This window comes from Kribbella sp. CWNU-51 (genome assembly GCF_054073265.1).
Window position 1 is genome coordinate 24,103 of sequence record NZ_JBSXMZ010000025.1, and the last position, 23,788, is coordinate 47,890.

Below are 23,788 nucleotides of genomic sequence, written 5' to 3' on the forward strand. Positions count from 1 at the left end.
CGGTGGGTGATTCCGTACATGTCTGGTTGGCGCCGGCCGGCGATTCACGTCTCTCGGCCCACGAACTCCTGCTCGCGCTCGCGAGCACCCTTGTCTCTGACCCGGTCCTCAGCCATGACCCGGCCGGGCGGCCGCACATCCCCGGTCTCGCGGTGAGCATCAGCCACACCCACCACCTGCTCGCCGTCGCCGCGTCGTACGCCGGCCCTCTCGGCGTGGACGTGGAGGAGGTGCACCCGCGGGAAGTGCGCGCCCTGGCCGAGCGCTGGTTCCACCCGGCCGAGCTGGCGTGGATGACTGACCAACCCGACGAGCTGACAGCTTTCCTTCACATCTGGACCGCGAAGGAGACAGTAGGCAAGGCGCTCGGCCAAGGTCTGCGCAACTCCGGCTTGCGCCGCCGAATGCCACTCCCCGCCTCCCCTGCTGCCGGCATGGTTACTGGCGAAGCCGGCCTCGCAGTTCTCCATGTGCCTGTGGAGCAGGCGGTTCTGGCGGTGGCTCTGGCCTCGACAGCTTCCGAGGTGGTGGTGACTGTGCATCACGAGACGGCCTTGCGGAGCGTGGTCAGGTCGCGGACGAGCTTTCCAGTGGTTGTTCGGGGCAACTGATCGAGGAAGTGGAGGGTTCGGGGGCGTTTGTAGGGGGCGAGGAGTTGGGCCAGATCGCTCTCCAGCTGGGAGACCGTCCGTGGGGCACTGAGCTGGACGTAGGCGGTGATGGCGCCGTCGAAGGCCACGACCGCCGCGTCGACGCCGCGGAGTGAAGCGAGCGTGTACTCGACCTCGGTGAGGTCGACCTTGAGACCGCCGACAGAGACCTGGGAGTCGAGGCGTCCCTTGATGCTGACCAGTCCGGTCTTCTCGTCCACCACCCCGGCGTCGCGGGTGTGCAACCAGCCGTCGGACCAGCGGGTCGGGTCGGACAGGCCCAGGTACGGCGATTCCGGTCGGCGGACCTGCAGTTCGCCGTCGACCGCGCGGACCTCCATCCCGGGCGCGGGCCGGATCGCCGGCCGGTGCTCGCCGTACAGATCGGTGCCGATCACCCCGACCTCGGTCATCCCGTACATGTTCCCGAGCGGTGCGCCGTACTTCTCCTCGAAGGACCGCGACACCGCCGCCGGCACCAGCTCGCCGCCGGTCGTCATCCGCTTGAACTGCGGCAACGACGGCGGATCCTGTACCGACGCGAGCAGCCCGATGTGGAACGGCACCCCGAGTACCGTCGCCGGAGTGGTGGCCGACCCGATCGCCTGGACGATCGCATCCCCCGTCAGCCGGGCCGGCGGCACCAACTCGACGCCCGCATGCAGGCCGTAGAGCAGACCGCCGACCAATCCGAGCACATGCACCATCGACGGCAGCAGGATCAGCCGCTCCCCCCGCTGCGGTACGCCGTCGATCCGCGTGTACCGCAGCACCTCCTCGACCAGGTCCTCGGCACTCCGGCCGATCACCTTCGACGGCCCGGTCGACCCGGAACTCAGTTGTACGACGGCGTGCGTCGTACCGGCCGGATGACCGGAGTAGCTGGCCAGGTCGGCGTCGACCTCGACGAAGGTCCGCAGCCCCGCCGGCACCGGCCGCGCCGGTGACACCACCACCTGCGGGACCAGCCGCTCGATCGCGCGCCGGACCTCGTAGTCGGTCAGCCGGTGATCCAGCAGGATCGCCTGGCCGCCGCTGCGCCAGACCGCCAGCAAATGCGTGACCAAAGCCATCGACGGCGGCAACCGCAAAGCCACCGCCCCGCCCGGCCTGAAACCGGACCGAGCCAGTTCCGTTTGCCGATCGCGGACCAATCGGCGCAATTTGGCCCGGTCGATAGGATCGGGTAACCGAAAGCAAATGTCACCGGCCGGACCGGCCAGCAGGATATCGTCGACCCACTCCGCACCCTGGCTGGTTCCGGGCACCACGACAGTACCGTCCATGGTCATCCGAGCTCCAAAGTTTCTTTGCACACAAAGGATTCGAAGACCAGAACCCCCACCAAGGCCTGGCGATGACGCGACGATACGACACGATCACCCAACTGCGCTATGGACCAGCAGTAATGACTCCATTACCGCCCGCAGTCACTGCGCCGGCGTGTTTCCGGAGGCTCAAAGCACACCTGGACAAAGGCTTGCAGAGGTTAGTAATCGTCCCAGACATTTCGCCCACCGCGGGTTTACCCGCAGACCAAACAAACGCAGAGATCCGATGCAAAAGGCGGACCCGCGATGAGGAATTTCGGTTGCGCTCGCGGAGGCCTCACCGCTTGACTGCGGGACTGCTTGTATCGGGGCATCGGTGATGCGGGCCGGCGGTCGTCCGGTCGGCATCGACAACTCAGCCGAGCAGCTCGCGACCGCCGAAGCGCTCCAACAGGAGTTCGGCCTGGTGTTCCCACTGATCCACGGCAACGCCGAGCAGGTTCCGCTGCCGGACAACAGCTCGACGTGGCGATCAGTGAGTACGGCGCCAGCAGTTGGTGTGACCCGACGCTGTGGATTCCAGAAGCCGCGCGGCTGCTCCGGCCCGGCGGCCAGCTGATCTTCCTGCGCAACTCCACCCTCGTGGAACTGTGCACGGCCCCTGATGCCGAAGCTGCAGGAGACCGCCTCAGCCGACCGTAGGCAGACGTCACACGGATCAACCGGCCCGATGGCGGCACCCACTTCCAGCTACCAACCGGCCCGATGATCAAGCTCCTTCGCGAATCCGGATTCCAGCTCGACGAACTCACCGAGTACGTCACCCCAGCAGATGCCCACTCCGACTACGGCTACCGTCCCACCCGAATGGGCCTCGACTTGGCCGAGCGTCGAGCTGTGGAAGGCGACGTACCAGTAGGACCGTCGGCAGTCGGGACCCGATCCAAATCGGTTGAGCGACTGGCCGGCTCGGGCGATGCTGGGCGCGCCGATCCACCCACGGGAGGTTGCAGTGCGACGACGAGAGTGTCGGCTGCGCCCCGGAGTACAGGCGGCGAGGGCTGGGCCAGGCGGTCAACCTTGCCGCGCTGCACGCTTTGCGCGAGGCGGGTGGCACCGACGCGCTGGTCTGTCCGCGCGGTGACGACGGCTATCCGCAAGCGCGGGCGCTGTACCAATCCATCGGCTTCAACCCAGGAGCAAGAACCAAGCTCTACATCACCTGACGCACGAGCCGCTCCGCATTCGGCATGACCGGACGAGGAAGGCTGCTCCATGGTCGAGATGGAAGCTTCGGCATTCTTTGCCGTCGGCAAGCACCGCGGCGTCCGAGTCGGGCAACTCCTGTACGCCGGCGACACACTCGCTGCGGACGACTGGGACGGCCGCGACTGGACCAGCGCCACCCAGACCCGGCAAGCGCTGTTCGACATCTGCCTGGACGCCGCCGCCGGCCTCACCCAGGATCCACGCCAGCCGGAAGAAAGTCGTGACCTGCGAGGTTGGGGCTGGTATGACCACACTTGTCGACCGCGCCGTCGCGGCGCTGCGCGCCAACCACGACACCCTCGCCGCACTGGTGCCGACCTTGTCCGAGCAACAGCTGAGGGGCCGCAGTGGGGCGACGGAGTGGACCGTCGCGCAGGCGCTCTCGCACCTCGGAAGCGGTGCCGAGATCTCCCGCAGGCCGATCGCGATCGCCGCGGGCGAGCAGGTCGAGGCTGAGGACAACCAGTCGATCTGGGCCCGGTGGAACGCCGCGTCCCCGGCCGACCAAGCGGCCGGGTTCGTCAAACACGACGCGGCGTATCTCGACACGGTCGAGGCGCTCAGCGCCGAGCAGCGCGATCGCCAGATCGCCATGGGCATCCTGCCCCAGCCGGTGCCGCTGGTGGTCGCGCTCGGCATGCGGCTCACCGAGGTCGCCAACCACGCCTGGGACGTGCGCGTCGGAGTCGACCCGTCGGCGACCGTGGATCCGGACTCGGCCGAGCTGCTCGTCGAGCTCTACGGTGGGCCGCTGGCCTTCCTTCTGGGCTTCGCCGGCAAGGCCGACCAGGTCGAGCGGGAGGTCCGCCTGGCGATCCCGGGCGGCGGCATCCAGATCACCGACACGGTCACTGTGACCGACGCGCTCGACGACCCGACGGCCACATTCGAGGGTCCGGCGGAGGCTGTGGTGCGGCTGCTGAGCGGACGCCTCCGCGCGGAGCACGCCGCCGGCGTGAGCGTGACCGGCAACGTCACGCTGGACGAGCTCCGGAAGGTGTTCCCCGGCTACTAGGCCGCGAGGCTTTTGAGGCCGCGCCAGACCGCGCTGGGTCGGTTCAGTGGCGCGTGCTCGGGGGCACCTCGCGCACCATCACGCAGTTGCCCTGGCCCTTGGGCCGGTCGTAGGTGAAGCCCTCGCGCTCGTACATCGTGCGGGTGCCGTTGTAGAGGAACGACGAGTTCTTCTTCCGGACCCCGCCGGTGTCGTGCGGGTAGCCCTCGACCAGGCCGCCGCCGGCCTGCGCGATCAGCTCGACGGCTCCGCGCAGGGCGGTCGCCGCCAGGCCCTGACCGCGAAGGCCGCGCTCGACCAGGATGCAGGTGACCCGGTAGTCGGGCAGTCGCTCGGCAGTGGCGACGTACTCCTTGCGGTGCTGGATGTCGGGCAGTTCGTCGGGTGATCCGTACTCCGCCCAGGCGACGGCCCGGTCGCCGTCGTAGACCAGCGCCGCGTGCGCGATCCCGTCCGCCACCAGACGTTGCTTGAGCGCCCGGTTCCCCTCGGCGCTCTGGCCCTTCTCCGCGCAGTCGGGATGGAACTTCGTGCACCAGCAACTGGCGAACATGCCCTTGTTCCGCTCGACGAGAGCGGCGAAATCGTCGAACGTCTCCGGCGTGAGCGCCTTGATCGTGAAGTCGGACATGCCGGCAACGTACCCCCGATTCCGGACGTTCAGCGTCCGGTAGCTCAGCTGCCGGGGCGGCGTATCCGCTCGAGACGACTCTCGTCGAAGATCGCCGCATCGCAGACCGCAAGCACGGCGGGCGAGCACTGGAGGAATTGTTGCGCCACCTGCCCATCGGCTGCTCCGAGCGGATCGCGGGATGTGCGTGTGTTCCAAGGGGCCCTGCGACCGGCCTCTCCGAGGTGGCCTAATCGGCTTGTGCGGGGTGTCGAGGGCTGCTTCGCTGTTGCCCGTGACCGAACTTCGTACGCCGCGACTGCGCTTGCACCCCATCGACGCAGCCGAGGGGGAACGCATCGTCGGGCGGCACGCCGGAGCCGGGGATGCCTGGGCCGAGGACTATCCGTTCGACGGCGACGTCATCGGCGTCATGGCTTTCCTCGCAGCCACGGCCGCCCACGGGGACCAGCGCCCGTTCGGGCACTACCGGATCACCCGGACCGCCGACGGGAAGGCCATCGGCGGAATCGGTTTCAAGGGTCAGCCGGACGACGGATGTGTCGAGGTCGGTTACGGCCTCTCCCCATCGGCCCGTGGTCACGGCTATGCAGCGGAGGCACTCGTCGCCCTGCTGACCGTCGCGGCCGATCACGGATTGTCTCGAGTTATCGCCGACACCACGGGGGACAACATCGCTTCCCAGCGGACCCTCGAACGCGCCGGGTTCCACCAAACCGGCACCAACGGTGACCTCTACCTCTACGAAGTACTCGTCGACGCCCCTGCGAGACCGGCTCAGACGCAGTAGCCCGATAGCCCGTTGGGCTTAGGCCGGGGCGCCGAGCGCGGTTAGGGCTGTGGCTACCCGGCCGTGGGCGGCTTCCAGGGCGGCTCGGGCGGCGGGGATGGGGGTGCCGGTGAGGAGGTGGACGAGAGCCGGCTTGAGTTCGCCGTCGGCTTCGGCGAGGGCGGCCTCGCAGGCGTCGGGGTCGGCGCCGGTGGCTTCGGCGAGGATGCGGAGCATGCGGCCGCGGAGTTTCTTGTTGGTCGCGACCAGGTCGACCATCAGGTTCGACCAGGTGCGGCCGAGTCTGATCATCAGCGTGGTCGAGAACGCGTTCAGGATCAGCTTCTGCGCGGTGCCGGCCTTCAGCCGGGTCGACCCGGCGATCACCTCAGGGCCCGTGTCCGCGGCGATCACGATGTCGGCCAGCGGCGCCAGCGGGGCGGACGGGTTCGACGTCACCAGCACGGTGGTCGCCCCGGCCGCTCGCGCGGCCTTCAGTGCCCCGGCGACGTACGGCGTACTCCCGGAGGCGGCGAGTCCGATCACGAGGTCCCGGCCGGTGACGGTGACCGCGTCGGCGGCACCGCCCTCCTCGGAGTCCTCGACGTTCTCGACCGCGCGGAGCAGCGCCTCCATGCCGCCGGCGTGGTGGGCGACCACGAGACCGTCCGGCACATGGAACGTGGGCAGCAGCTCGGCGGCGTCCAGGACCGCCAGGCGCCCGGACGTCCCGGCGCCGAAGTAGTGCACCCGGCCGCCGCCGCGGATCGCCTCGACGCCGGCGTCGACCGCGCGCGCCAGCTCGGGGATCACGACCTCGACCGCACCGGCGACCCGAGCGTCCTCGGAGTTGACCATCCGGAGGATCTCGGTCGTGCCCACGGCATCGATGGCGAGCGTCCTGGGGTTGCGCTGCTCCGTCGGTGTGGTCACAGGTCCGATGTTAGTTTTCTACTGAAGGATTTTCAATTCCGTTCATCGTTGACGGAACCGGTTGACATCATTCGGAGCCCTTGAGCCGGTGCCCGCGGACCGCGCTGGCGGTCTCCTCGAGTGCCTTCCGGGCGTCCGGCAGCACCTGCTGGGCGACCCCGATGAACAGGCAGTCGATCACGGTCAGCTGAGCGATCCGCGAGGCCATCGCCCCGGACCGGTACGTCGTCTCCCGGGCGGCCGTGGTCAGCACCAGATCGGCCGTCTTGGCCAGCGGCGAGCGCGGGAAGTTCGTCACCGCGACCGTGGTGGCGCCGTGCTTGGCCGCCTCCTCGAGCGCCTCGACGACCTCGACCGTCGTACCGGTGTGGGAGATACCGATCGCGACGTCGCCCTCACCGAGCAGCGCGGCGCTGGTCAGCGCGATGTGCACGTCCGACCAGGCGAACGCGACCCGGCGGATCCGGTGCAGCTTCTGCTGCAGGTCCAGCGCGACGAACGCGCTCGCGGCGAACCCGTAGATATCCACCCGCTGCGCCTTCACGACCGCGTCGACGACCTTGGCCAGCGCATCGACGTCGACCTGCTGCGCGGTCTCGCGGACCGCCCGCTCGTCGGCGAAGGCGACCTTGCTGACCACATCGGCCAGCGAGTCGCCGGGCTCGATGTCACCGCCCACCTCCGGGCGGATGCTCTCCTGCGCCGACTGGGCCGCCAACTGCAGGCGGAGCTGCGGATAGCCGGGGACGCCGATCTGCTTGCAGAACCGGATGACCGTGGTCTCCGAGGTGGACGCCACCTCGGCCAGTTCGGAGATCGTCATCGCAGCCACTCCGCCCGGGTCCGCGAGGACCGCGTTCGCCACCCGCTGCTCGGCCGGCGCCAGCGCGGGCATCACCGCGCGGACCCGGACCAGCAGCGGCCCCGTGGGTTCTGGAGAGGTTGTTGAATTCATGACAGCCACGGTACGGCGACTATGCACGAAGTGGGGTCACCGACGCGAAAGTCTCCAACCTGTTGCGGTAAATGATTCAGGCGTTCGTTCACCGTCGAGAAGTTCACCAGTCCCGCTGGTGATTTTCACACCGTCGACGTAGACACCGCGGCCCTGGTACAGCGGATCGGAGGTATAACGCCACCGGATCGTCTGCTCACCCGCCCCGAGTTCGGCCGTCACCTGGTGCCAGTGCCGATCACCGGAGCCGCTGATCGACCCGTCATGGTCGATCACCGATCCGCGGTCCCGGACGGTGAACGGCACCTTCGTCCAGGTCGTCCCGTCGGCGGACGTCTCCAGATACAGCAGGTCCGTGTCCTCGGTGTCGACGAACAGGTCGAATGCCAGCTTGGCACCATCCGCCGGTACGGCGACCTTCGTCGAGAGGGTCGTGGTCGCGTTGTCCGTCGTACCGGAGAACCAGGCGTCCTTGCCGTGCCGCGGCCCGACGCCGAGCGCCAGGGCGAGGCCTTGCACGACCGCCCGCCGGGCCGGGTTGTTGCTGCCCCAGTCGCGGCTCGGGTGGACCCGGTTGGTCAGCAGGATCGCGAACGAGCGCGAGTCGAAGTCGATCACGATCGACGTCCCGGTGTAGCCGGTGTGACCGGCGGTGCGCGGCCCGGACAGACCACCCATGTACCAGCGCTGGTTCAGCTCGAAGCCCAGGCCGTGGTCGTTGCCCGGAAAGGCCTGATTGAAGTTGGTGATCATCGCGGTCACCGAGGATTCCTTGAGAATCCGGGCGCCCCGGTAGCTGCCGCCGTTCAGGAACGTCTGGGCCAGTACGGCGAGGTCGTCCGCGGTGCTGAAGACACCCGCGTGCCCGGCGACGCCGCCGAGCGACCAGGCGTTCTCGTCGTGGACCGAACCCCACACCATGCCGCGCGGCGGTGCGGTCTGGAACTCGGTCGCGGCGATCCGCGGCTTCTTCTTCGGATCCGGGTTGTAGCCGGTGTCGCGCATCTGCAGCGGCTTGGTGATGCCGTCGGCGACAAGCTTGTCGAGCGTCTTGCCGGTCACCCGGTGCGCGACCTCGCCGAGCGAGATCAGGTTCAGGTCGCTGTACAGGTAGGTGCTGCCGGGTGGATTCTGCAGCTTCGCGGTGAGCGCGAGCTGGAGCCGCTCCTCCGGCGTCTTGCCGGTGCTCCACAGCGGCAGCCAGGCAGGGAACCCGGTGGTGTGAGTGAGCGCCTGCCGGACCGTGATCGCCTCCTTGCCGTTCGCCGCGAACTCCGGCACGTAGGTGGCGATCGGCGTGTCCAGGCCGACCTTGCCCTTCTCGATCAGCTGCATCACCACGATCGAGGTGAACAGCTTGGACACCGACGCCATGTCGAAGATCGTGTCGGTGCGCATCGGGATCTGCTGGTCCGCAGGGAGCTCGGTCCCGCTCCCGTCGGCGTACTTCAGCGCCAGCCCGGTCGCCGTGCGGGTGACGATCTTCCCGTCGTGGCCGAGCAGCGTGACCGCGCCGGCGTAGAGGGGTTTCGCCGTACCGCTGGGCCGGGTCCAGGCGTCCACCTGGGCCAGCGCCGCGTCGATCGGCGCGGGGTCGAGGCCGGCCTTCGCCGGGGTCGTGTCACGCAACAGCGTCCCCTTCGGTGCATAGCCGTCGTACGGCTGGTCGAACCGTCCAGATCTGTTGCCATTGGCAACTGCAGGGCTTGCCATCGTCAGCATCACCGCAGAGGCTACCGTGAGCGCGGCCAGTCTTCTCACTGGTGCGCTCCCTTGTAGAGAAGGTACTTCGCCCGGCGGGCCGTCCAGGCGTCGGTCTCGGACTTCCAGGCCGCGACGATCTCCTCGGCGGTGGCGCCGGCCGTGAGCATGGTGCGGAACCGGTCGGACCCGGTGAGCAGGTCGATCCACCGGCCGGGCGGGGTCTCGGCGCGCCAGGCGAAGTCGGGGTAGAGCCTGCGCGCCTCGACGATCATGTGGGTGGCCGCGGTGATCGCCTCGACCCGGTGCGGATCGGTGATCTGCACCTGGACGCCGCCGCAGAGCAGGTTCGCGTTCTTGCTGATCGACGGCGTGAAGTACGCCTCCCGGAACTCGATGCCCGGGATCGTCTTCGTCTGCAGCGCCTCCGCCCACTTGTAGTCGACGTACGGCGCTCCGATCAGCTCGAACGGCCTCGTCGTACCGCGGCCCTCGGACATGTTGGTCGCCTCGAACAGGCACAGGCCGGGGTAGAGCAGCGCGGTGTCCGGGGTCGGCATGTTCGGGCTCGGCATCACCCAGGTCAGGCCGGTCTCGTCGTACAACTGGTCACGCTTCCAGTTCTTCACCGGGATGACCTGGAGCTCCTTCAAGCGGGCGCCATCCGCGTCGAGCGGCAGGTACTCGGCGTTGAACAGCCGGGCCAGCTCGCCCACGGTCATGCCGTGCTGCTGGATGATCTCCTCCTTGCCGACGCCCGAGGTATAACCAGGCTTCAGCATCGGGCCGCGCGCGTACCCGCCGACGGGGTTCGGTCGATCCAGTACGACGAAGCGCGCGCCGGTGCGGACCGCGGCCAGCATCGCCTCGTACATCGTCCAGATGTAGGTGTAGAACCGCGCCCCGACGTCCTGGATGTCGAAGACCACGGTCTCCACGCCGGACTTGGTGTAGAGGCTCACGAGCTTGTCCGCGTTCGCGCCGTACGCGTCGTAGACCATGATCCCGGTGCGCGGGTCGACGTGGTCCTGCTCCGATCCGCCGGCCTGCGCCGTACCGCGGAAGCCGTGCTCGGGGCCGAAGACCGCGACGATGTCGACCTTCCCGGACGCGTGCATCGTGTCGACGATGTGGGACAGGTCGGGCAGGATGCCGGTCGGGTTGCTGATCACGCCGACCTTCTGCCCGGCCAGCGCCCGCCAGTCGTCGTCTGCCAGGACCATCGCACCGGTCATCACCTTCCGATGATCCGTCGCGTGGGCGGCCGGTACGTCGATCAGCGGGGCGGCGGCGAGCACACCGGCACCCGCGAGCAAACTGCGGCGCTTCATCAGATCTCTCCTTCGGGCAGGGATGTCAGGGACGGAACGACAGGGCGGCGACCACGGGACGGTGGTCACTGGCGGCAAGCTCCGCAGGTACGGCGAACCGCCGCACGTGCAGGCCCGTGCCGACGGCGACGACGTCGATCCGCTTGACCGGATCGACCGCCGGATAGGTGTTCGGACCGCCGGAGGTGGACTCGGCGACGGCCCAGGAATCGGTGAGCCGGGTCCACAGCCCGGCGAGCTCCGGCGCGGCCGGATCCGCGTTGAAGTCGCCGACCAGGATCTGCAGGTCCTTGCGCGGGTCCCGGGCCAGAATCTTGGTCGTGTCGCCGACCTGAAGCGCCCGGACCGACGGGTCCGCGCGGTAGTCCAGGTGCGTGCAGTACACATGCACCCGGCGGCCCCGGACATCGATCTCGGCCTCGAGGAAGCCCGGCGCGAGGGCCGGCACCGGATTCGGGTCCTGGGTGGACAGCCGGGTGATCGGATGGTTCTCGGTCCGCACGAGCGGGAACCGGGACAGTACGCCGACGCCGTACTGCCGGCGTGGTTGCCCGGCGGCCGGCGGGTCGAAGTCGTAGATCGGGGCGAACCCGGCGAACATGCCGAGCTTCGCAGCCAACTCGGCGAGGGTGTCTCGCCACTCGCTGCGGGCGTCCCAGTGGACGTCGACCTCCTGCAGCCCGATCACGTCGGCGTCCAGGGCCTTCAGCGCCTGAGCGGTCCGCTCGAGGTCGAACACGTTGTCCTCGCCGGCGCCGGCGTGAATGTTGTACGAGGCAACGGTTATCCGGGTCTGCCGCGGATCGAAGGTCAGCCCGTGGCCGAACGGGTGCAGGGTCTGCGCCGGGTCCGGCTGGGCGGGGATCGCCACCGGTAGCTTGCCGGCCGGCGCGATCTCGCCGTACAGCACCTTGGCCAGTGCCTCCATCGACACCGCCGCGGTGCCGTAGGTGACCAGCGTGGTCGGTGCCGCCGGGAAGTACGCGACGTCGTAGGGATCGCGGACGGGGATCACGATCACGGGCCGACCGGTGTCCAGCAGGGCGTTCACGAGCTTCTGCTGCTTCGCCTGCTTGTCGGTGACCTCTGTGTCCCAGGCCTTGTTCGTCAGAACGACGGTCAGATCAGCGTCCCCAGCGGCCGCCAGCGCGTCGTCGATCTTCGCGTCCGTCGGCGTCGTACCAGTGTCCTTCACGACCGCGGTCGCTCCCCGGTCCTGCAACACAGTACCGAGAGCCGCCGGGCTGTAGCCGGCGACGAGGATCTTCCGGGGCGCCGGGGACAGCGGCAGCAGGCCGGCGTCGTTCTTCAGCAAGGTCGTGCTGCGGTCGGCGATCCGCTGGGCGTCGGCGTAGTTCGCTGCCGTGCCGACGACCTTGGCGACGCGGGCCAGGTCGACGTACGGGTGGTCGACGACTCCGGTCTCGAGCTTCAGCTTCAGGATCCGCTCGACGCTCTGGTCGATCCGGGCCTCGCTGATCCGGCCGCCGCGGACCGCGGACAGCACCGAGTTGTAGGCCAGGCCGGGGTCCACGGGCATCAGCAGCTGGTCGACACCGGCCTCGATCGCCCGGAGCGGGATCTCGGCGTCGCCGTACTTGTCCCGGACGCCCTGCATGCCCAGCGAGTCGGTGATGACCACACCGTCGAAGCGCAGTTGCTCACGCAGGATCCCGGTCAGGATCGGCTTGCTCAGCGTCGCCGGGTCGCCGGACGGGTCGAGCGCCGGGACCACGATATGCGCGGTCATGATCGCATGGATGCCGGCCTTGATCGCGGCCTCGAACGGCGGCCGGTCGATCCGCGTCCACTCCTCCAGCGAGTGATCGATCACCGGGATGCCGGTGTGGCTGTCGGTCGCGGTGTCGCCGTGTCCCGGGAAGTGCTTCGCGGTCGAGACGATCCGCCCGTCCCGCTGGTAGCCCTTGACCTGCTCGGCAGTGAGCTCCGCGACCAGCCCGGGGTCGGACGAGAAGGAACGGACGCCGATCACCGGGTTCAGCGGGTTGACGTTGACGTCGGCGACCGGCGCGAAGTCGGTGCTGATCCCGACCGCCTTCAGTTCCCGCCCGCCGATCCCGGCCGCCAGCCGGGCGTACTGCGCCGACCTGGTCGCGCCGAGCGCCATCGCGCCCGGGAACTGCGTCGCGGGCGGTCCGACGCGGAACACGACGCCGTACTCCTGGTCGGTGCTGATCTGCAGCGGAATGCCACTGTCGGCCAGGGCGGCGCCCTGCAGTCCGTTCGACAGCCGGGCGATCTGCTGCGGGTCTTTCACCGAGTCGGTCCAGGCGAAGTAGATCACCCCGCCGAGGTGGAACTTGCGCACCACCTCGGCCGGCGTCGCGACGCCGTACAGGCTGGTGTTGCGCGCGTCGGCCGTGTCCGCCGTCGGCCCGTAGGCGTAGCAGACGAACAGCTGGCCGACCTTCTGCTCCAGCGACATCCGCCGCAGGGTCTCGCGGACCCAGCGATCGGTGCCGGCGTGTGCGGACGTCGTACCTGCGATCGTGGTCCCGGCGACGGCGGCCGCCGCGAGTCCGAGGGATTGGCGTCGGGTGAGTTCCATCGGCGGACCCCCATCGGTAATTGAATTACAGGCGCTCCCCCGCACGCGAAAGTTACCCACACCGCCACGGTGGGTCAAGTGCCAACTACTAAGTGACGCTGCGCAGCCGCCTCCGCAGGGCAGTTGCCGGGGGCGTGAACAGGAAGTGGTGAGCTGCGACAGGCTCTTTCGCACCCGGTCACCGAGGAGACCACCGGGCTGGACCTGGTCGCGCTGCAGTTCGCGGTCGCCGTGGGTGAGCGGCTCCCGGCGGATCAGCCGCCGACGATCGGTCACCCGATCGAGGTGCGGCTGTACGCCGAGGAGCCGGCGGAGGACTGGCAGCCGCAAACCGGCCGCCTGCACCGCTTCGGCATTGGGGATGACCGACTGTGGGGAAACAAACTTGCACCAGGTGACGAAAACTTTCCCCACAGCAGCAGCGGACCTCGGCTGCGGGTTGAGGCCGGGGGGCTGACGGGTCGGCGGTTCGGGTACCGAGTGGGTGGCGGAACCTGGCCTCACGACCGCAGCGGAAGAGTTTCCGGATTGGTGAGGAGGAGTGGGTTGGCGGTGGTCGCAGTTCGATCAGAGACCACGACGTTCATTCGGGGCGCGGGGGTGCGACGGTTCCGCCGGGGATGAGTTTGGCGGGGATGAGCTGGGGTGGCAGGGGGTCGGCGTTCTCCAGTTGGCGGATGAGGGCCTCGGTGCCGAGCTGGCCGAGCTCCGGGCCCGGCGTACGCATGATGGTGAGCTCGGGGTCGCTCATGGCCGCGGTCTCCGGCACCATCAGGAGCGGCAGGACCGAGAACTCTCCCGGTACGTCGCGACCCAGCCGCCGCAGGCCGCTGACGACGCCGAGGGCGGCGTACTCGTTCAGGACCAGGATCGCGGTCGTCTCCGGATGCTCGTGGATGAGACGTTCGGCCGCTGCCTGGCCGGCGCGCGTGGTGTCACTGCACGGCATGACGACGGTCCGCAGGCCGTGCTCGGCCACGATCCGCCGGTACGCATCCTCGGTCCGGACCCAGGGTCCGTACGCGTGGAAGCGCGGGTCGGCCAGATCTCCGGACACCAGCATCAGCTCCCGGTGGCCGAGGTCGTACAGGTGCCCGATCGCATCCTGGACCGTCGTGTCGAAGTCGATGTCCACGTGGGACAGACCTTCGAGCTCCGTGGTCCGGCCGATCAGCGCGAACGGCGTACCGGTCTCGCGCAGGACGTCGACGCGGGGATCGTCCAGCTGGACCTCCATCAGGACGACGCCGTCGACCAGGCCCTGCCCGAGCAGCTCGCGCAACTCGAGGCCGTCGTTGCCGACCGGCCACAGCACCAGGTGGTACGACTCCCTGCGGGCCGCTTCGGCCGCGCCGGTGAAGAACTCCGCGGTCGACATCCCGAACCGGTGCTCGAGCGCCGGGTAGGCCATCGCGATGATGTGCGTCTTCCGGCTGGCCAGCGCCCGGGCCACCGCGTTGCGGCGGTAGCCGAGCTCGGCCATCGCCTGCTCGACCCGCGCCCGGGTCGCCGCGGTCACCGGCTTGGTGTCGTTCAGCAGGAAGGACACGGTCGCGATCGACACGCCCGCTCGGTCGGCAACGTCCCGCATGGTCACCATCGGATCCCGCCCCCTCTGAACTCTTGACAACAGTGTGACCCAAGGAACATAGTCCTGAGACATCTCAGTTAAGCGGTTTACCACCCCTTAGAGCAAGCGACCGGCGATCTTCCACAGCCCGTGGTTAAACGCTTTGATCGAAGGAGCCCGATGTCATGATCAGCAAGCGGATCACCGCTGCACTGGCGGGTACGGCGACGCTGTCGCTCGTGCTGGCCGCCTGCGGTGGCAACGGTGGCGACGCGCCGTCATCCTCGTCCGGTGACAGCGTCAAGAGCCTGACCATCCTCGACTACTACAACAACGACCCGGACAAGTCGCTCGTGCAGAAGGGTCTCGACACCTGCGCGAGCCAACTCGGCATCACCATCCAGCGGGAGACGGTGCCTGGTGACACCTTGATCCAGAAGGTGCTGCAGCAGGCGTCGTCCAAGACGCTGCCCGACGTCCTGATGCTCGACAACCCAGATGTCCAGCAGATCGCCGCGACCGGTGCGCTGGCGCCCTTGAACGACATGGGTCTGACCGGAGACGGAGTCATCCAGGGCATGGTCGACGCGACGTCGTACCAGGGCAAGCTCTACGGACTGGCGCCGGTGACGAACACGATCGCGCTGTTCTACAACACGCAGATGTTGCAGGAGGCCGGCGTACAGCCGCCGAAGACGTGGGAAGAGCTGAAGGCAGCGGCCAAGAAGCTGACCAAGCCCGGCCGGTACGGGATCGCGTTCAACGCCAACGCGACGTACGAAGGCTCCTGGCAGTTCCTGCCGGCGATGTGGACCAACGGCGGCGACGAGACCGACCTGACCAGCCCGCAGGTGGCCGAAGCCCTGCAGTTGTGGACGGATCTGGTGAAGTCGGGGTCGGCGTCGAAGAGCGTGATCAACTGGACCCAGGGTGACGCGAAGGACCAGTTCGTGGCCGGCAAGGCCGCGATGATGGTGAACGGCCCGTGGCAGATCCCGGCGCTGGCGAAGTTCCCGAACATCAAGTGGGACGTCGTGCAGTTCCCGGTGAACAAGACCGATCAGACCCCGGTCGCGCCGCTCGGCGGTGAGGCCTGGACGGTCCCGCTGAACAAGGACCAGGCCAAGCAGCAGAAGGCCGCCGACTTCGTGAAGTGCCTGAACTCGGACCAGAACGAGCTGACCTGGGCGAAGGCCCGGTTCACGATTCCGACCAAGACCGCGCTGCTCGACCAGTACGTCAAGGACGTGCCGTCGATGAAGGCATTCACCGAGCAGGTCAAGACCGCCCGGTCGCGGACCGGCAAGCTGGGCGAGAAGTGGCCGGAGGCGGCGAAGGTGATCTACCAGGCGATCCAGCTGGCGCTGACCGGTAAGGCCTCGCCCCAGGACGCCTTCAAGCAGGCGTCCGGCGGCTGATCGCGATGGCGGCATCGACCTTGATGCAAGACGACCCCAAGGTGGCCGGCCCGAAGCCTGCTCGCAGGCCTCGTGGCCGGCGCCACCGGGGGGAGGATCTGACCAAGCTCCTCTTCGTCCTGCCGGCCGCGGTCGCGATGATCGCGCTGTTCGGCTACCCCGTGGTGAAGAACCTGCTGATGAGCCTGCAGGACTACAGCCTGCGGACGTTCTTCACCGGGGACGCCCCGTGGGTCGGACTGAAGAACTACAGCACGGTCGTGACGGACAAGCTGTTCTCGGACGCGATGCTCAACACCGCGCTGTTCACCATCGGGTCGATCGCGTTCCAGTTCGTGATCGGACTCGGGCTGGCGCTGTTCTTCCGGAAGCGCTTCCCGCTCGGCGGGCTGCTGCGCTCGCTGCTGCTGCTGCCGTGGCTGCTGCCGCTGATCGTGTCGAGTGCGACCTGGCGATCGATCCTCGAGCAGGACAGCGGCATCCTGAACCGGACGTTGTCCTGGCTGCATCTGATCAACGAACCGGTGCCGTGGCTGAACTCGCCGTCGGTCGCGCTGATCGCGGTGATCGGCGTCAACATCTGGATCGGCATCCCGTTCAACGTGACGCTGCTGTACTCCGGTCTCACCGAGATCCCGGACGAGCTCTACGAGGCCGGTCAGCTCGACGGCGCGACCGGGTGGCGTGCGTTCCGGTACATCACCTGGCCGAACCTGCGGGCGGTGGCGGGCGTGGTGCTGATGCTCGGGGTCGTCTACACGATCAAGGTCCTGGACATCATCCTCGGCCTGACCGGCGGTGGACCGGCGAATGCGACGCAGACGCTCGCGACCCAGTCGTACGAGCGGTCCTTCATCGACTTCAAGTTCGGTGAAGGCGCGGCGTTGAGCAACATCCTGATCGCGATCTCGTTCCTGTTCGCGATCTTCTACCTGCGCAGCACCCGCCGCGCTGTCGACGAGTAGGGAGGCCACGATGCGACGTACGGCGTACACCGTGATCGGTGTCCTGATCCTGTGCGTGATGCTGTTCCCGGTGTACTGGATGGTGAACGCTTCGCTGCAACCCTCCGGGAACACGTTGACCGCGGGCTTCCTGCCGTTGCACCCGACGTTCGCCGGCTACAAACGTGCCCTCGACGAGCAGGGCGGCAACCTGGTCACCAGCATGATCATCGCGGCCGGGACCGTCGTACTCAGCCTGGCGATCGCGACACCGTGTGCCTACGCGCTCTCGCAGTTCCGGTCGCGCTGGGTATCGGTCGGCCTGCTGGCGATCCTGATCTCACAGATGATCCCGGGGATCGTGATCGCCAACGCGCTCTACACAGCGTACGAACGGATCGGGTTGCTGAACTCGATCCCGGGCCTGATCGTGGCCAACTGCAGCAGCGGTATCCCGTTCGCGATCCTGATCCTGCGCTCGTTCATGATGTCGCTGCCGCCGTCGCTGGTGGAGGCCGCGCGGGTGGACGGCGCCGGGCTGTTCCGGGCCTTCGTCGCGATCGTGCTGCCGATCAGCAAGAACTCCCTCATCACCGCCGGGCTGTTCAGTTTCCTCTTCTCCTGGAGCGACTTCCTGTTCGCGCTGACGCTGACCACCAAGGGCGGCGTCCGGCCGGTGACGCTGGGGATCTACCAGTACCTGGGCACCCAGGTACAGAACTGGAACGCGGTGATGGCGACCGCGGTGCTCTCGGCGATCCCGGCCATCGTGCTGCTGATCGCCGCGCAGAAGTACATCGCCGCCGGTGCCATCGGCGGAGCCGTCAAGTAAACCTAAGGACTGAAGATGACGATTCGCGTACTCGTCTGGGGCGAGAACCGGCACGAGCAGGTCGAGCCGCATGTCGCCGAGATCTACCCGGACGGCATGCACAACACCATTGCCGCCGGCATCAGCGAGAATCTGGGCGACGAGGCCGAGGTCGCCACGACGACCCTCGAGGAGCCCGAGCACGGACTCACCGAGGAGGTGCTGGCCGGCACCGACGTACTCGTCTGGTGGGGTCACGCCGCGCACGGCGAGGTCGAGGACAAGGTGGTCGAGCGCGTGTACCAGCACGTGCTGTCCGGGATGGGCCTCGTCGTCCTGCACTCCGGTCACTGGTCGAAGATCTTCGGCAAGCTGATGGGTACGTCGTGCACGCTGCGCTGGCGCAGTGAGCGCGACCGCGAGCTGGTCTGGACGGTGAACCCGACGCACCCGATCGCGCAGGGCGTGCCGCATCCGATCGAGATCGAGCAGCAGGAGATGTACGGCGAGTTCTTCGACATCCCGGTGCCGGACGAACTGATCTTCGTGTCGTCCTTCTCCGGCGGCGAGGTGTTCCGGTCCGGGTGCACGTTCCGCCGCGGGCACGGGAAGATCTTCTACTTCTCGCCCGGCGACCAGGACTTCCCGGTCTACCACCACAAGGACGTCCGCAAGGTGATCGCGAACGGCGTCGCATGGGCGAAGTCCGATCGTCCGGAGCGGGCGGTGCCGACGCTGCTGCGGTACGAGACCGGCGACTTCTTCAACGGCCACGGCTATCAGGGCCCGATCGAGGAGCCGGCGGATGCCTGACCCGTTGCGCCTCCTCCAGGTCGGCGCGGGCGGGATGGGCCGCGCCTGGCTTCGTACGATTGCCGACAATCCTGATGTCGACCTGGTCGGATTGGTCGACCTCGACGTGGACGTCGCCCGGGCGGCCGCCGACGAGCACGGGTACGCCGACGTGCCGGTGGCGGCCTCGATCGACGAACTGGCCGGCAACGCTGACGCGGTCATCGACGTCACCGTGCCGGCCGCGCATCCCAAGGTCAGCGTGGATGCCTTGCTACGTGGGCTTCCCGTGCTCTGCGAGAAGCCGCTGGCCGAGACCGTGCGAGAGTGCCTGGCGATGGTCGCGGCGTCGGAGGTGAGCGGGAAGCTGCTGATGGTCTCGCAGTCCCGCCGCTACTTCCGGGCCGGCGCCGCGTTCGGGCGGCAGCTCGCCGAGCTCGGCACGATCGGGTCGCTGTCGTGCGAGTTCTTCAAAGCCCCGCATTTCAGTGGGTTCCGGGAACGGATGGCCGAGCCGCTGCTGGTCGACATGGCGATCCATCAGTTCGACCTGAGCCGCAAGCTGATCGGCTCCGAGCCGGTGTCGGTCTACTGCGAGTCGTACAACCCGGACTGGAGCTGGTTCGACGGCAACGCGGCGGCCAACGCGGTCTTCACCTTTGCCGACGGCACCCGCTTCGCCTTCACCGGAAGCTGGTGCGCACCGGGTCTGGAGACGTCCTGGAACGGCCGCTGGCGGGCCAGCGCATCCGCCGGTACGGCGACCTGGGACGGGGACAACCCACCCGTCGCGGAACTCGCTTCCGGCGAAGCCCTGCCGGCCGTCATGGTCGACGACCCCGAGCAGATCGCCGGCTCGCTGGTCGAGTTCGTCGCCGCGGTCCGCGCGTCGACCGTCCCGCAGTCCGAGGTCCACTCCAACGTCATCAGCGTCGCCATGGTCGAGGCCGCCGTACGCTCCACGTCCTCGGGTACGCCGGTCCGCATCGCCGACGTACTGGAGTCCGCGTACGACGAAGCACTGGCGACTACCGAGGACCCAGCTCTGCAAGCAGCCCTGAAAGCCTGGCCGAACGTGCTCAAGGCAGTCGGTCTGGAGTCCTGAACGCAGTGCGCCGGAGAAGCCGGGGTGCGGCTTCTCCGGCGTACCTACTCGTGCTTCAGAGTTTCAGCGAGGTGGCGACCACGTCGGCCAGGGAGTGGGCGATCTCGTGGGCCGTGTCCGAGGACTCGGCTTCGACCATGACCCGGACCAGCGGCTCGGTGCCGGACGGGCGGAGCAGGACGCGGCCGGTGTCGCCGAGGCGGGTGGTGGCTTCGGCGACGGCGGACTGGACCGCCGGGTCGTCGCCCGCCCGGGATTTGTCGACGTTCTTCACGTTGACCAGGACCTGCGGGAGGCGGGTCATCGCGCTGGCCAGGTCGCTCAGACTCTTGCCGGTCTGGGCGACCCGGGCGAGCAGCATGACCGCGGTCAGCGTGCCGTCGCCGGTGGTCGCGTGGTCGGACAGGATCACGTGCCCGGACTGCTCACCGCCGAGCTTGTGACCGCCGGCTTTCATTGCCTCGAGCACGTAGCGGTCGCCGACCTTGGTCTGCTCGACCGCGATCCGCTCCCGGACCATCGCCTGGACGAAGCCCAGGTTGCTCATCACGGTCGCGACCACGGTGTCGTTGGACAGCCGGCCGCTGTCGCGCATGGCCAGCGCCAGGATCGCGAGGATCTGGTCGCCGTCCACGAGCTCGCCGTTGGCATCCACGGCCAGGCAGCGGTCCGCGTCGCCGTCCAGGGCGATGCCGAGATCCGCCCGGTGGCCGATCACCTCGCGCTGCAGACCCTCCAGGTGGGTGGATCCGCAGTTCAGGTTGATGTTCAGTCCGTCGGGTGCGGCGGCGTACGTGATCACCTCGGCACCCAGCCGGCGCAGGGCCTCGGGCGCGGTCTCGGAGGCGGCGCCGTTGGCGCAGTCGATGACGACCTTCAGACCGTCGAACCGGTTCGGCGCGGAGCGGACCAGGTGCGACACGTACGTCTCGAAGCCCTGCCCGTCCTCGAGCACACGACCCACGGCCGCGCCGGTCGGACGCTGCCACTCCTCGCCCATCCGGGCCTCGATCGCGTCCTCGATCACGTCGTCGAGCTTGATCCCGCCACGGGCCAGGAACTTGATGCCGTTGTCCGGCATCGGGTTGTGGCTGGCGGACAGCATCACGCCGAGGTCGGCGCCGGTCGAGCCGGTCAGGTAGGCCACGGCCGGCGTCGGCAGTACGCCGAGCTTGACCACATCGACGCCGGCACTGGCCAGACCGGCCACCACGGCGGCTTCCAGGAACTCACCACTGGCGCGCGGATCCCGCCCTACAACGGCGCGTGGCCGGTGCCCTTCGAAGGCACCGGCCTCGCCGAGTACGTGAGCTGCCGCGACCGAGAGGTCGAGCGCCAGCTCCGCGGTCAGGTCCACGTTCGCCAGGCCACGGACTCCGTCCGTACCGAACAAACGCCCCATCAGGTGATCAGCGCTTGCTGTACTGCGGCGCCTTGCGGGCCTTCTTGAGACCGGCCTTCTTCCGCTCCTTGATCCGCGCGTCGCGGGTGAGCAGACCGGCCTTCTTCAGACCCGGGCGGTTCGCCTCCTCGTCGGCGGCGTTCAGGCACCGGGCCACACCGAGCTGCAGCGCACCGGCCTGGCCGGTGATGCCACCGCCGTTGATCCGGGCGATCACGTCGTACGAGCCCTCCAGGCCCGCGACGACGAACGGCTCGTTCACGTGCTGCTGGTGCACCTTGTTCGGGAAGTAGACGTCCAGCGGCTTGCCGTTGACGGTCCACTGGCCGGTGCCGGGCACCAGGCGGACGCGGGCGACAGCCTCCTTGCGGCGGCCAGTGGCGCCGGCCGGGTTGATGACCGCGACACGACCCGTCTCGGCGCGCTGCTCCGGAGTCGGGTTCGTCTCGGAGGTGTAGGCGACCGGGCCCTCGGTGTCGATGGGGACCTCGGTGTCGAACTCTTCGGTCTCGGTGGTGATGTCGCTCACGCTGTGAATCCTCGTTTACCTGGCTCGTCGATCGCTTACTGGGCGATCTGGGTGATCTCGAACGGCTTCGGCTGCTGGGCGGTGTGCGGGTGCTCCGGACCGGCGTACACCTTCAGCTTGGTCAGCAGCTTCCGGCTCAGGCGGTTCTTCGGGAGCATGCCCCAGACAGCCTTCTCGACGGCCTTGCGAGGGTCCTTGTCGAGGATCTCGCCGATCGGCGTGGCCGTCAGACCACCCGGGTGACCCGAGTGGCGGTACGCCAGCTTGTCCGTCCGCTTGGTCCCGGACAGGGCGACCTTGGAGGCGTTGATGACGACGACGAAGTCACCGCCGTCCACGTGGGGAGCGAACGTCGGCTTGTGCTTGCCGCGCAGCAGGGTGGCGATCTGGACGGCGAGCCGACCGAGCGTGACGTCGGTGGCGTCGATCACGTGCCACTCACGGGTGACGTCAGCAGGCTTCGGGCTGTACGTGCGCACGGTCGTTGACCTTCGTTTCTCAGAGGTTGACAAAACTGGTACGTCGGCGAGCGGTCCGCCGACGTGGCTGTGCTGATGCCAGACCTGGAACGCACAACAGCAGCCCAGAATACCGGCGTCGGCACCCCGGGGTCAAAGCGAGCCCAGGCTGTTCGGGGACCCCAGCTTGGAAGGAGCTGAGGACAGCACTAGTTTAGCGGTGAAGATTGCAGTCCGAACCGCGTCCCGCCGGCTGACGATAACCCTCACTCACCAGGCGATGACGCCAGCTTCCGAAGAGGGCATTGTGACCGAACAGTCGCTCACCGTCCGGGACAACCGGACCGGCAAGGACTTCGACCTTGCCATCACCGATGGCACAATCCGTGCCGCCGATCTCAAACAGATCAGTGCCGAAGACGGCGACGGTGGCCTGGCCACCTACGACCCCGGCTTCGTCAACACCGCCTCCTGCCGCTCGTCGGTCACCTTCATCGACGGCGACAAGGGCATCCTGGAGTATCGCGGCTATCCGATCGAGCAGCTCGCCGAGCAGTCGAACTACCTCGAGGTGGCCTACCTGCTCGTCAACGGCAAGCTGCCGAACAAGGCGGAGTACGAGGCCTGGGCGCACGACGTGACGTATCACACGTTCGTGCACGAGAACCTGAAGACCTTCATGCAGGGCTTCCGGTACGACGCGCACCCGATGGGGATGCTGCTCGCGTCGGTCGGGGCGCTGTCCACCTTCTATCCCGAGTCGCGCAACGTCTTCGACGAGGAGTCCCGGGCGCTGCAGATCCGGCGGCTGATCGCGAAGATGCCGACGCTCGGCGCGTTCGCGTTCCGGCACGCCCAGGGCAAGCCGTACGTCTACCCGGACAACGAGCTCAGCTACACGGCGAACTTCCTGTCGATGCTGTTCAAGATGAGCGAGCCCAAGTACGCCTCCGACGATCGCCTGGTGCGGGCGCTGGAGATCCTGTTCATCCTGCACGCCGACCACGAGCAGAACGCCTCCACCAACGCTGTCCGGGCGATCGGCTCCACCCAGGTCGACCCGTACACGGCGGTGGCCGGCGGCATCGGTGCGCTCTACGGCCCGCTGCACGGCGGCGCCAATGAAGCCGTGCTGAAGATGCTCCGCCGGATCGGCTCGGTCGACCACGTGCCGTCGTTCATCGAGGGCGTGAAGGCCGGCGAGGAGCGGCTGATGGGCTTCGGCCACCGGGTCTACAAGAACTACGACCCGCGGGCCAAGATCATCAAGAAGGCCGCCGACGACGTGTTCGAGGTGACCGGGATCAACCCGCTGCTGAAGATCGCCGTCGAGCTGGAGAAGATCGCGCTGGAGGACGAGTACTTCGTCTCCCGCAAGCTCTACCCGAACGTCGACTTCTACTCCGGCCTGATCTACGAGGCGCTGTCGTTCCCGCCGGAGATGTTCACCGTCCTGTTCGCGATCCCGCGCACCTCGGGCTGGCTGGCCCAGTGGCTGGAGATGCTCGGCGACGGCGACCAGAAGATCGCCCGCCCCAAGCAGATCTACACCGGCGCCCGCGGCGTCCAGTACGTCCCCATGGGCGACCGCTGACCCACCGCCGCCACGGCCCCTCGACCGCGGTCGAGGGGCCGTTTTGTGTCCGCGGCCGCTGCTAGCTTCGG

23 protein-coding genes are annotated in these 23,788 nt (G+C 68.1%); 12 read left to right on the forward strand and 11 right to left on the reverse strand.

Translation table 11 applies throughout. The features are described from left to right. Positions 1–2: 2 nt before the first annotated feature. The gene (locus ACXC9Q_RS26615) at positions 3–611 is read left to right on the forward strand and encodes a 4'-phosphopantetheinyl transferase family protein (RefSeq protein ID WP_457059378.1); all 609 of its coding nucleotides are present in this window, start codon (positions 3–5) and stop codon (positions 609–611) included. Here ACXC9Q_RS26615 and ACXC9Q_RS26620 read toward each other — a convergent pair. After that, entirely contained in the window at positions 542–1,942 is a 1,401-nt protein-coding gene (locus ACXC9Q_RS26620; RefSeq protein WP_457059379.1) for a class I adenylate-forming enzyme family protein, read from the reverse strand. The genes ACXC9Q_RS26615 and ACXC9Q_RS26620 overlap by 70 nt on opposite strands. A 292-nt stretch (positions 1,943–2,234) precedes the next feature. On the opposite strand from ACXC9Q_RS26620, the gene ACXC9Q_RS26625 reads away from it, so the two are divergent. The 3 genes from ACXC9Q_RS26625 (at position 2,235) to ACXC9Q_RS26635 (ending at position 4,205) form a co-directional block, all read left to right on the forward strand. Continuing rightward, positions 2,235–2,540 carry a class I SAM-dependent methyltransferase gene (locus tag ACXC9Q_RS26625; protein WP_457059458.1) on the forward strand — a complete coding sequence of 102 codons (306 nt, stop codon included), beginning with the start codon at positions 2,235–2,237 and terminating at the stop codon, positions 2,538–2,540. A 388-nt stretch (positions 2,541–2,928) separates the two neighbouring features. After that, entirely contained in the window at positions 2,929–3,147 is a 219-nt protein-coding gene (locus ACXC9Q_RS26630; RefSeq protein WP_457059380.1) for a GNAT family N-acetyltransferase, read from the forward strand. A 287-nt stretch (positions 3,148–3,434) separates the two neighbouring features. Further along, positions 3,435–4,205, forward strand: a complete 771-nt coding sequence (locus ACXC9Q_RS26635; protein WP_457059381.1) for a maleylpyruvate isomerase family mycothiol-dependent enzyme — start codon at positions 3,435–3,437, stop codon at positions 4,203–4,205. A gap of 43 nt (positions 4,206–4,248) precedes the next feature. On the opposite strand, the gene ACXC9Q_RS26640 is transcribed toward ACXC9Q_RS26635, so the two are convergent. Then, entirely contained in the window at positions 4,249–4,836 is a 588-nt protein-coding gene (locus ACXC9Q_RS26640) for a GNAT family N-acetyltransferase (protein ID WP_457059382.1), read from the reverse strand. A gap of 274 nt (positions 4,837–5,110) precedes the next feature. Between ACXC9Q_RS26640 and ACXC9Q_RS26645 the strand changes: the two genes are divergently transcribed. Then, entirely contained in the window at positions 5,111–5,626 is a 516-nt protein-coding gene (locus ACXC9Q_RS26645) for a GNAT family N-acetyltransferase (RefSeq protein WP_457059383.1), read from the forward strand. An 18-nt stretch (positions 5,627–5,644) separates the two neighbouring features. Here the strand turns inward: ACXC9Q_RS26645 and murQ are convergent, their stop codons facing one another. The 5 genes from murQ to ACXC9Q_RS26670 all read right to left on the reverse strand — a co-directional run bounded on the left by murQ (position 5,645) and on the right by ACXC9Q_RS26670 (position 13,094). Next, positions 5,645–6,538 carry an N-acetylmuramic acid 6-phosphate etherase gene (murQ, locus tag ACXC9Q_RS26650; RefSeq protein ID WP_457059384.1) on the reverse strand — a complete coding sequence of 298 codons (894 nt, stop codon included), beginning with the start codon at positions 6,536–6,538 and terminating at the stop codon, positions 5,645–5,647. Between the two features lie 67 nt (positions 6,539–6,605). After that, positions 6,606–7,493: a MurR/RpiR family transcriptional regulator gene (locus ACXC9Q_RS26655; protein ID WP_457059385.1), complete on the reverse strand. Its 888-nt coding sequence runs from the start codon at positions 7,491–7,493 to the stop codon at positions 6,606–6,608. 36 nt (positions 7,494–7,529) lie between these two features. Next, a complete protein-coding gene (locus tag ACXC9Q_RS26660) occupies positions 7,530–9,215 on the reverse strand; it encodes a serine hydrolase (protein WP_457059386.1) in 1,686 nt (561 codons plus the stop codon). A 35-nt stretch (positions 9,216–9,250) separates the two neighbouring features. After that, positions 9,251–10,525 carry an exo-beta-N-acetylmuramidase NamZ family protein gene (locus ACXC9Q_RS26665; protein ID WP_457059387.1) on the reverse strand — a complete coding sequence of 425 codons (1,275 nt, stop codon included), beginning with the start codon at positions 10,523–10,525 and terminating at the stop codon, positions 9,251–9,253. Positions 10,526–10,550: 25 nt separating this feature from the next. Continuing rightward, entirely contained in the window at positions 10,551–13,094 is a 2,544-nt protein-coding gene (locus ACXC9Q_RS26670; protein ID WP_457059388.1) for a glycoside hydrolase family 3 N-terminal domain-containing protein, read from the reverse strand. A 153-nt stretch (positions 13,095–13,247) separates the two neighbouring features. Between ACXC9Q_RS26670 and ACXC9Q_RS26675 the strand changes: the two genes are divergently transcribed. Continuing rightward, positions 13,248–13,718 (forward strand): ATP-binding protein, encoded by a 471-nt coding sequence (locus tag ACXC9Q_RS26675; protein WP_457059459.1) that lies wholly within the window; start codon positions 13,248–13,250, stop codon positions 13,716–13,718. On the opposite strand, the gene ACXC9Q_RS26680 is transcribed toward ACXC9Q_RS26675, so the two are convergent. After that, entirely contained in the window at positions 13,678–14,685 is a 1,008-nt protein-coding gene (locus ACXC9Q_RS26680) for a LacI family DNA-binding transcriptional regulator (RefSeq protein WP_457059389.1), read from the reverse strand. The genes ACXC9Q_RS26675 and ACXC9Q_RS26680 overlap by 41 nt on opposite strands. Positions 14,686–14,849: 164 nt before the next feature. On the opposite strand from ACXC9Q_RS26680, the gene ACXC9Q_RS26685 reads away from it, so the two are divergent. From ACXC9Q_RS26685 to ACXC9Q_RS26705, 5 genes are read left to right on the forward strand one after another with little or no spacing between them, the layout of a single operon-like run. Continuing rightward, the gene (locus ACXC9Q_RS26685) at positions 14,850–16,082 is read left to right on the forward strand and encodes a sugar ABC transporter substrate-binding protein (protein ID WP_457059391.1); all 1,233 of its coding nucleotides are present in this window, start codon (positions 14,850–14,852) and stop codon (positions 16,080–16,082) included. A 5-nt stretch (positions 16,083–16,087) separates the two neighbouring features. Then, positions 16,088–17,047: a carbohydrate ABC transporter permease gene (locus ACXC9Q_RS26690; protein WP_457059392.1), complete on the forward strand. Its 960-nt coding sequence runs from the start codon at positions 16,088–16,090 to the stop codon at positions 17,045–17,047. A 10-nt stretch (positions 17,048–17,057) separates the two neighbouring features. Next, positions 17,058–17,858 carry a carbohydrate ABC transporter permease gene (locus ACXC9Q_RS26695; protein WP_457059393.1) on the forward strand — a complete coding sequence of 267 codons (801 nt, stop codon included), beginning with the start codon at positions 17,058–17,060 and terminating at the stop codon, positions 17,856–17,858. Between the two features lie 15 nt (positions 17,859–17,873). Next, positions 17,874–18,650 carry a ThuA domain-containing protein gene (locus ACXC9Q_RS26700; protein ID WP_457059394.1) on the forward strand — a complete coding sequence of 259 codons (777 nt, stop codon included), beginning with the start codon at positions 17,874–17,876 and terminating at the stop codon, positions 18,648–18,650. Then, entirely contained in the window at positions 18,643–19,734 is a 1,092-nt protein-coding gene (locus ACXC9Q_RS26705) for a Gfo/Idh/MocA family protein (RefSeq protein ID WP_457059395.1), read from the forward strand. Before ACXC9Q_RS26700 ends, ACXC9Q_RS26705 begins: the two co-directional genes overlap by 8 nt. 55 nt (positions 19,735–19,789) lie before the next feature. On the opposite strand, the gene glmM is transcribed toward ACXC9Q_RS26705, so the two are convergent. From glmM to rplM, 3 genes are read right to left on the reverse strand one after another with little or no spacing between them, the layout of a single operon-like run. Then, on the reverse strand, positions 19,790–21,136 hold the full coding sequence (glmM, locus tag ACXC9Q_RS26710) for a phosphoglucosamine mutase (protein WP_457059396.1): 1,347 nt from the start codon (positions 21,134–21,136) through the stop codon (positions 19,790–19,792). A gap of 7 nt (positions 21,137–21,143) precedes the next feature. Beyond that, the gene (gene rpsI / locus ACXC9Q_RS26715) at positions 21,144–21,665 is read right to left on the reverse strand and encodes a 30S ribosomal protein S9 (RefSeq protein WP_328526145.1); all 522 of its coding nucleotides are present in this window, start codon (positions 21,663–21,665) and stop codon (positions 21,144–21,146) included. A gap of 35 nt (positions 21,666–21,700) precedes the next feature. Further along, on the reverse strand, positions 21,701–22,144 hold the full coding sequence (rplM, locus tag ACXC9Q_RS26720) for a 50S ribosomal protein L13 (RefSeq protein WP_131360941.1): 444 nt from the start codon (positions 22,142–22,144) through the stop codon (positions 21,701–21,703). A gap of 286 nt (positions 22,145–22,430) precedes the next feature. On the opposite strand from rplM, the gene ACXC9Q_RS26725 reads away from it, so the two are divergent. Beyond that, positions 22,431–23,717, forward strand: coding sequence for a citrate synthase (locus ACXC9Q_RS26725; protein ID WP_328526144.1), 1,287 nt, complete (start codon positions 22,431–22,433; stop codon positions 23,715–23,717). Positions 23,718–23,788 lie beyond the last annotated feature (71 nt).

Coding starts and splice junctions, on each gene's coding strand:
- ACXC9Q_RS26620 (WP_457059379.1), bottom strand. CDS start 1,942: ATGACCATGGACGGTACTGTCGTGGTGCCCGGAACCAGCCAGGGTGCG.
- ACXC9Q_RS26635 (WP_457059381.1), top strand. CDS start 3,435: ATGACCACACTTGTCGACCGCGCCGTCGCGGCGCTGCGCGCCAACCAC.
- ACXC9Q_RS26640 (WP_457059382.1), bottom strand. CDS start 4,836: ATGTCCGACTTCACGATCAAGGCGCTCACGCCGGAGACGTTCGACGAT.
- ACXC9Q_RS26655 (WP_457059385.1), bottom strand. CDS start 7,493: ATGAATTCAACAACCTCTCCAGAACCCACGGGGCCGCTGCTGGTCCGG.
- ACXC9Q_RS26660 (WP_457059386.1), bottom strand. CDS start 9,215: ATGCTGACGATGGCAAGCCCTGCAGTTGCCAATGGCAACAGATCTGGA.
- ACXC9Q_RS26665 (WP_457059387.1), bottom strand. CDS start 10,525: ATGAAGCGCCGCAGTTTGCTCGCGGGTGCCGGTGTGCTCGCCGCCGCC.
- ACXC9Q_RS26670 (WP_457059388.1), bottom strand. CDS start 13,094: ATGGAACTCACCCGACGCCAATCCCTCGGACTCGCGGCGGCCGCCGTC.
- ACXC9Q_RS26680 (WP_457059389.1), bottom strand. CDS start 14,685: ATGCGGGACGTTGCCGACCGAGCGGGCGTGTCGATCGCGACCGTGTCC.
- ACXC9Q_RS26685 (WP_457059391.1), top strand. CDS start 14,850: ATGATCAGCAAGCGGATCACCGCTGCACTGGCGGGTACGGCGACGCTG.
- ACXC9Q_RS26690 (WP_457059392.1), top strand. CDS start 16,088: ATGGCGGCATCGACCTTGATGCAAGACGACCCCAAGGTGGCCGGCCCG.
- ACXC9Q_RS26695 (WP_457059393.1), top strand. CDS start 17,058: ATGCGACGTACGGCGTACACCGTGATCGGTGTCCTGATCCTGTGCGTG.
- ACXC9Q_RS26700 (WP_457059394.1), top strand. CDS start 17,874: ATGACGATTCGCGTACTCGTCTGGGGCGAGAACCGGCACGAGCAGGTC.
- ACXC9Q_RS26705 (WP_457059395.1), top strand. CDS start 18,643: ATGCCTGACCCGTTGCGCCTCCTCCAGGTCGGCGCGGGCGGGATGGGC.
- glmM (WP_457059396.1), bottom strand. CDS start 21,136: ATGGGGCGTTTGTTCGGTACGGACGGAGTCCGTGGCCTGGCGAACGTG.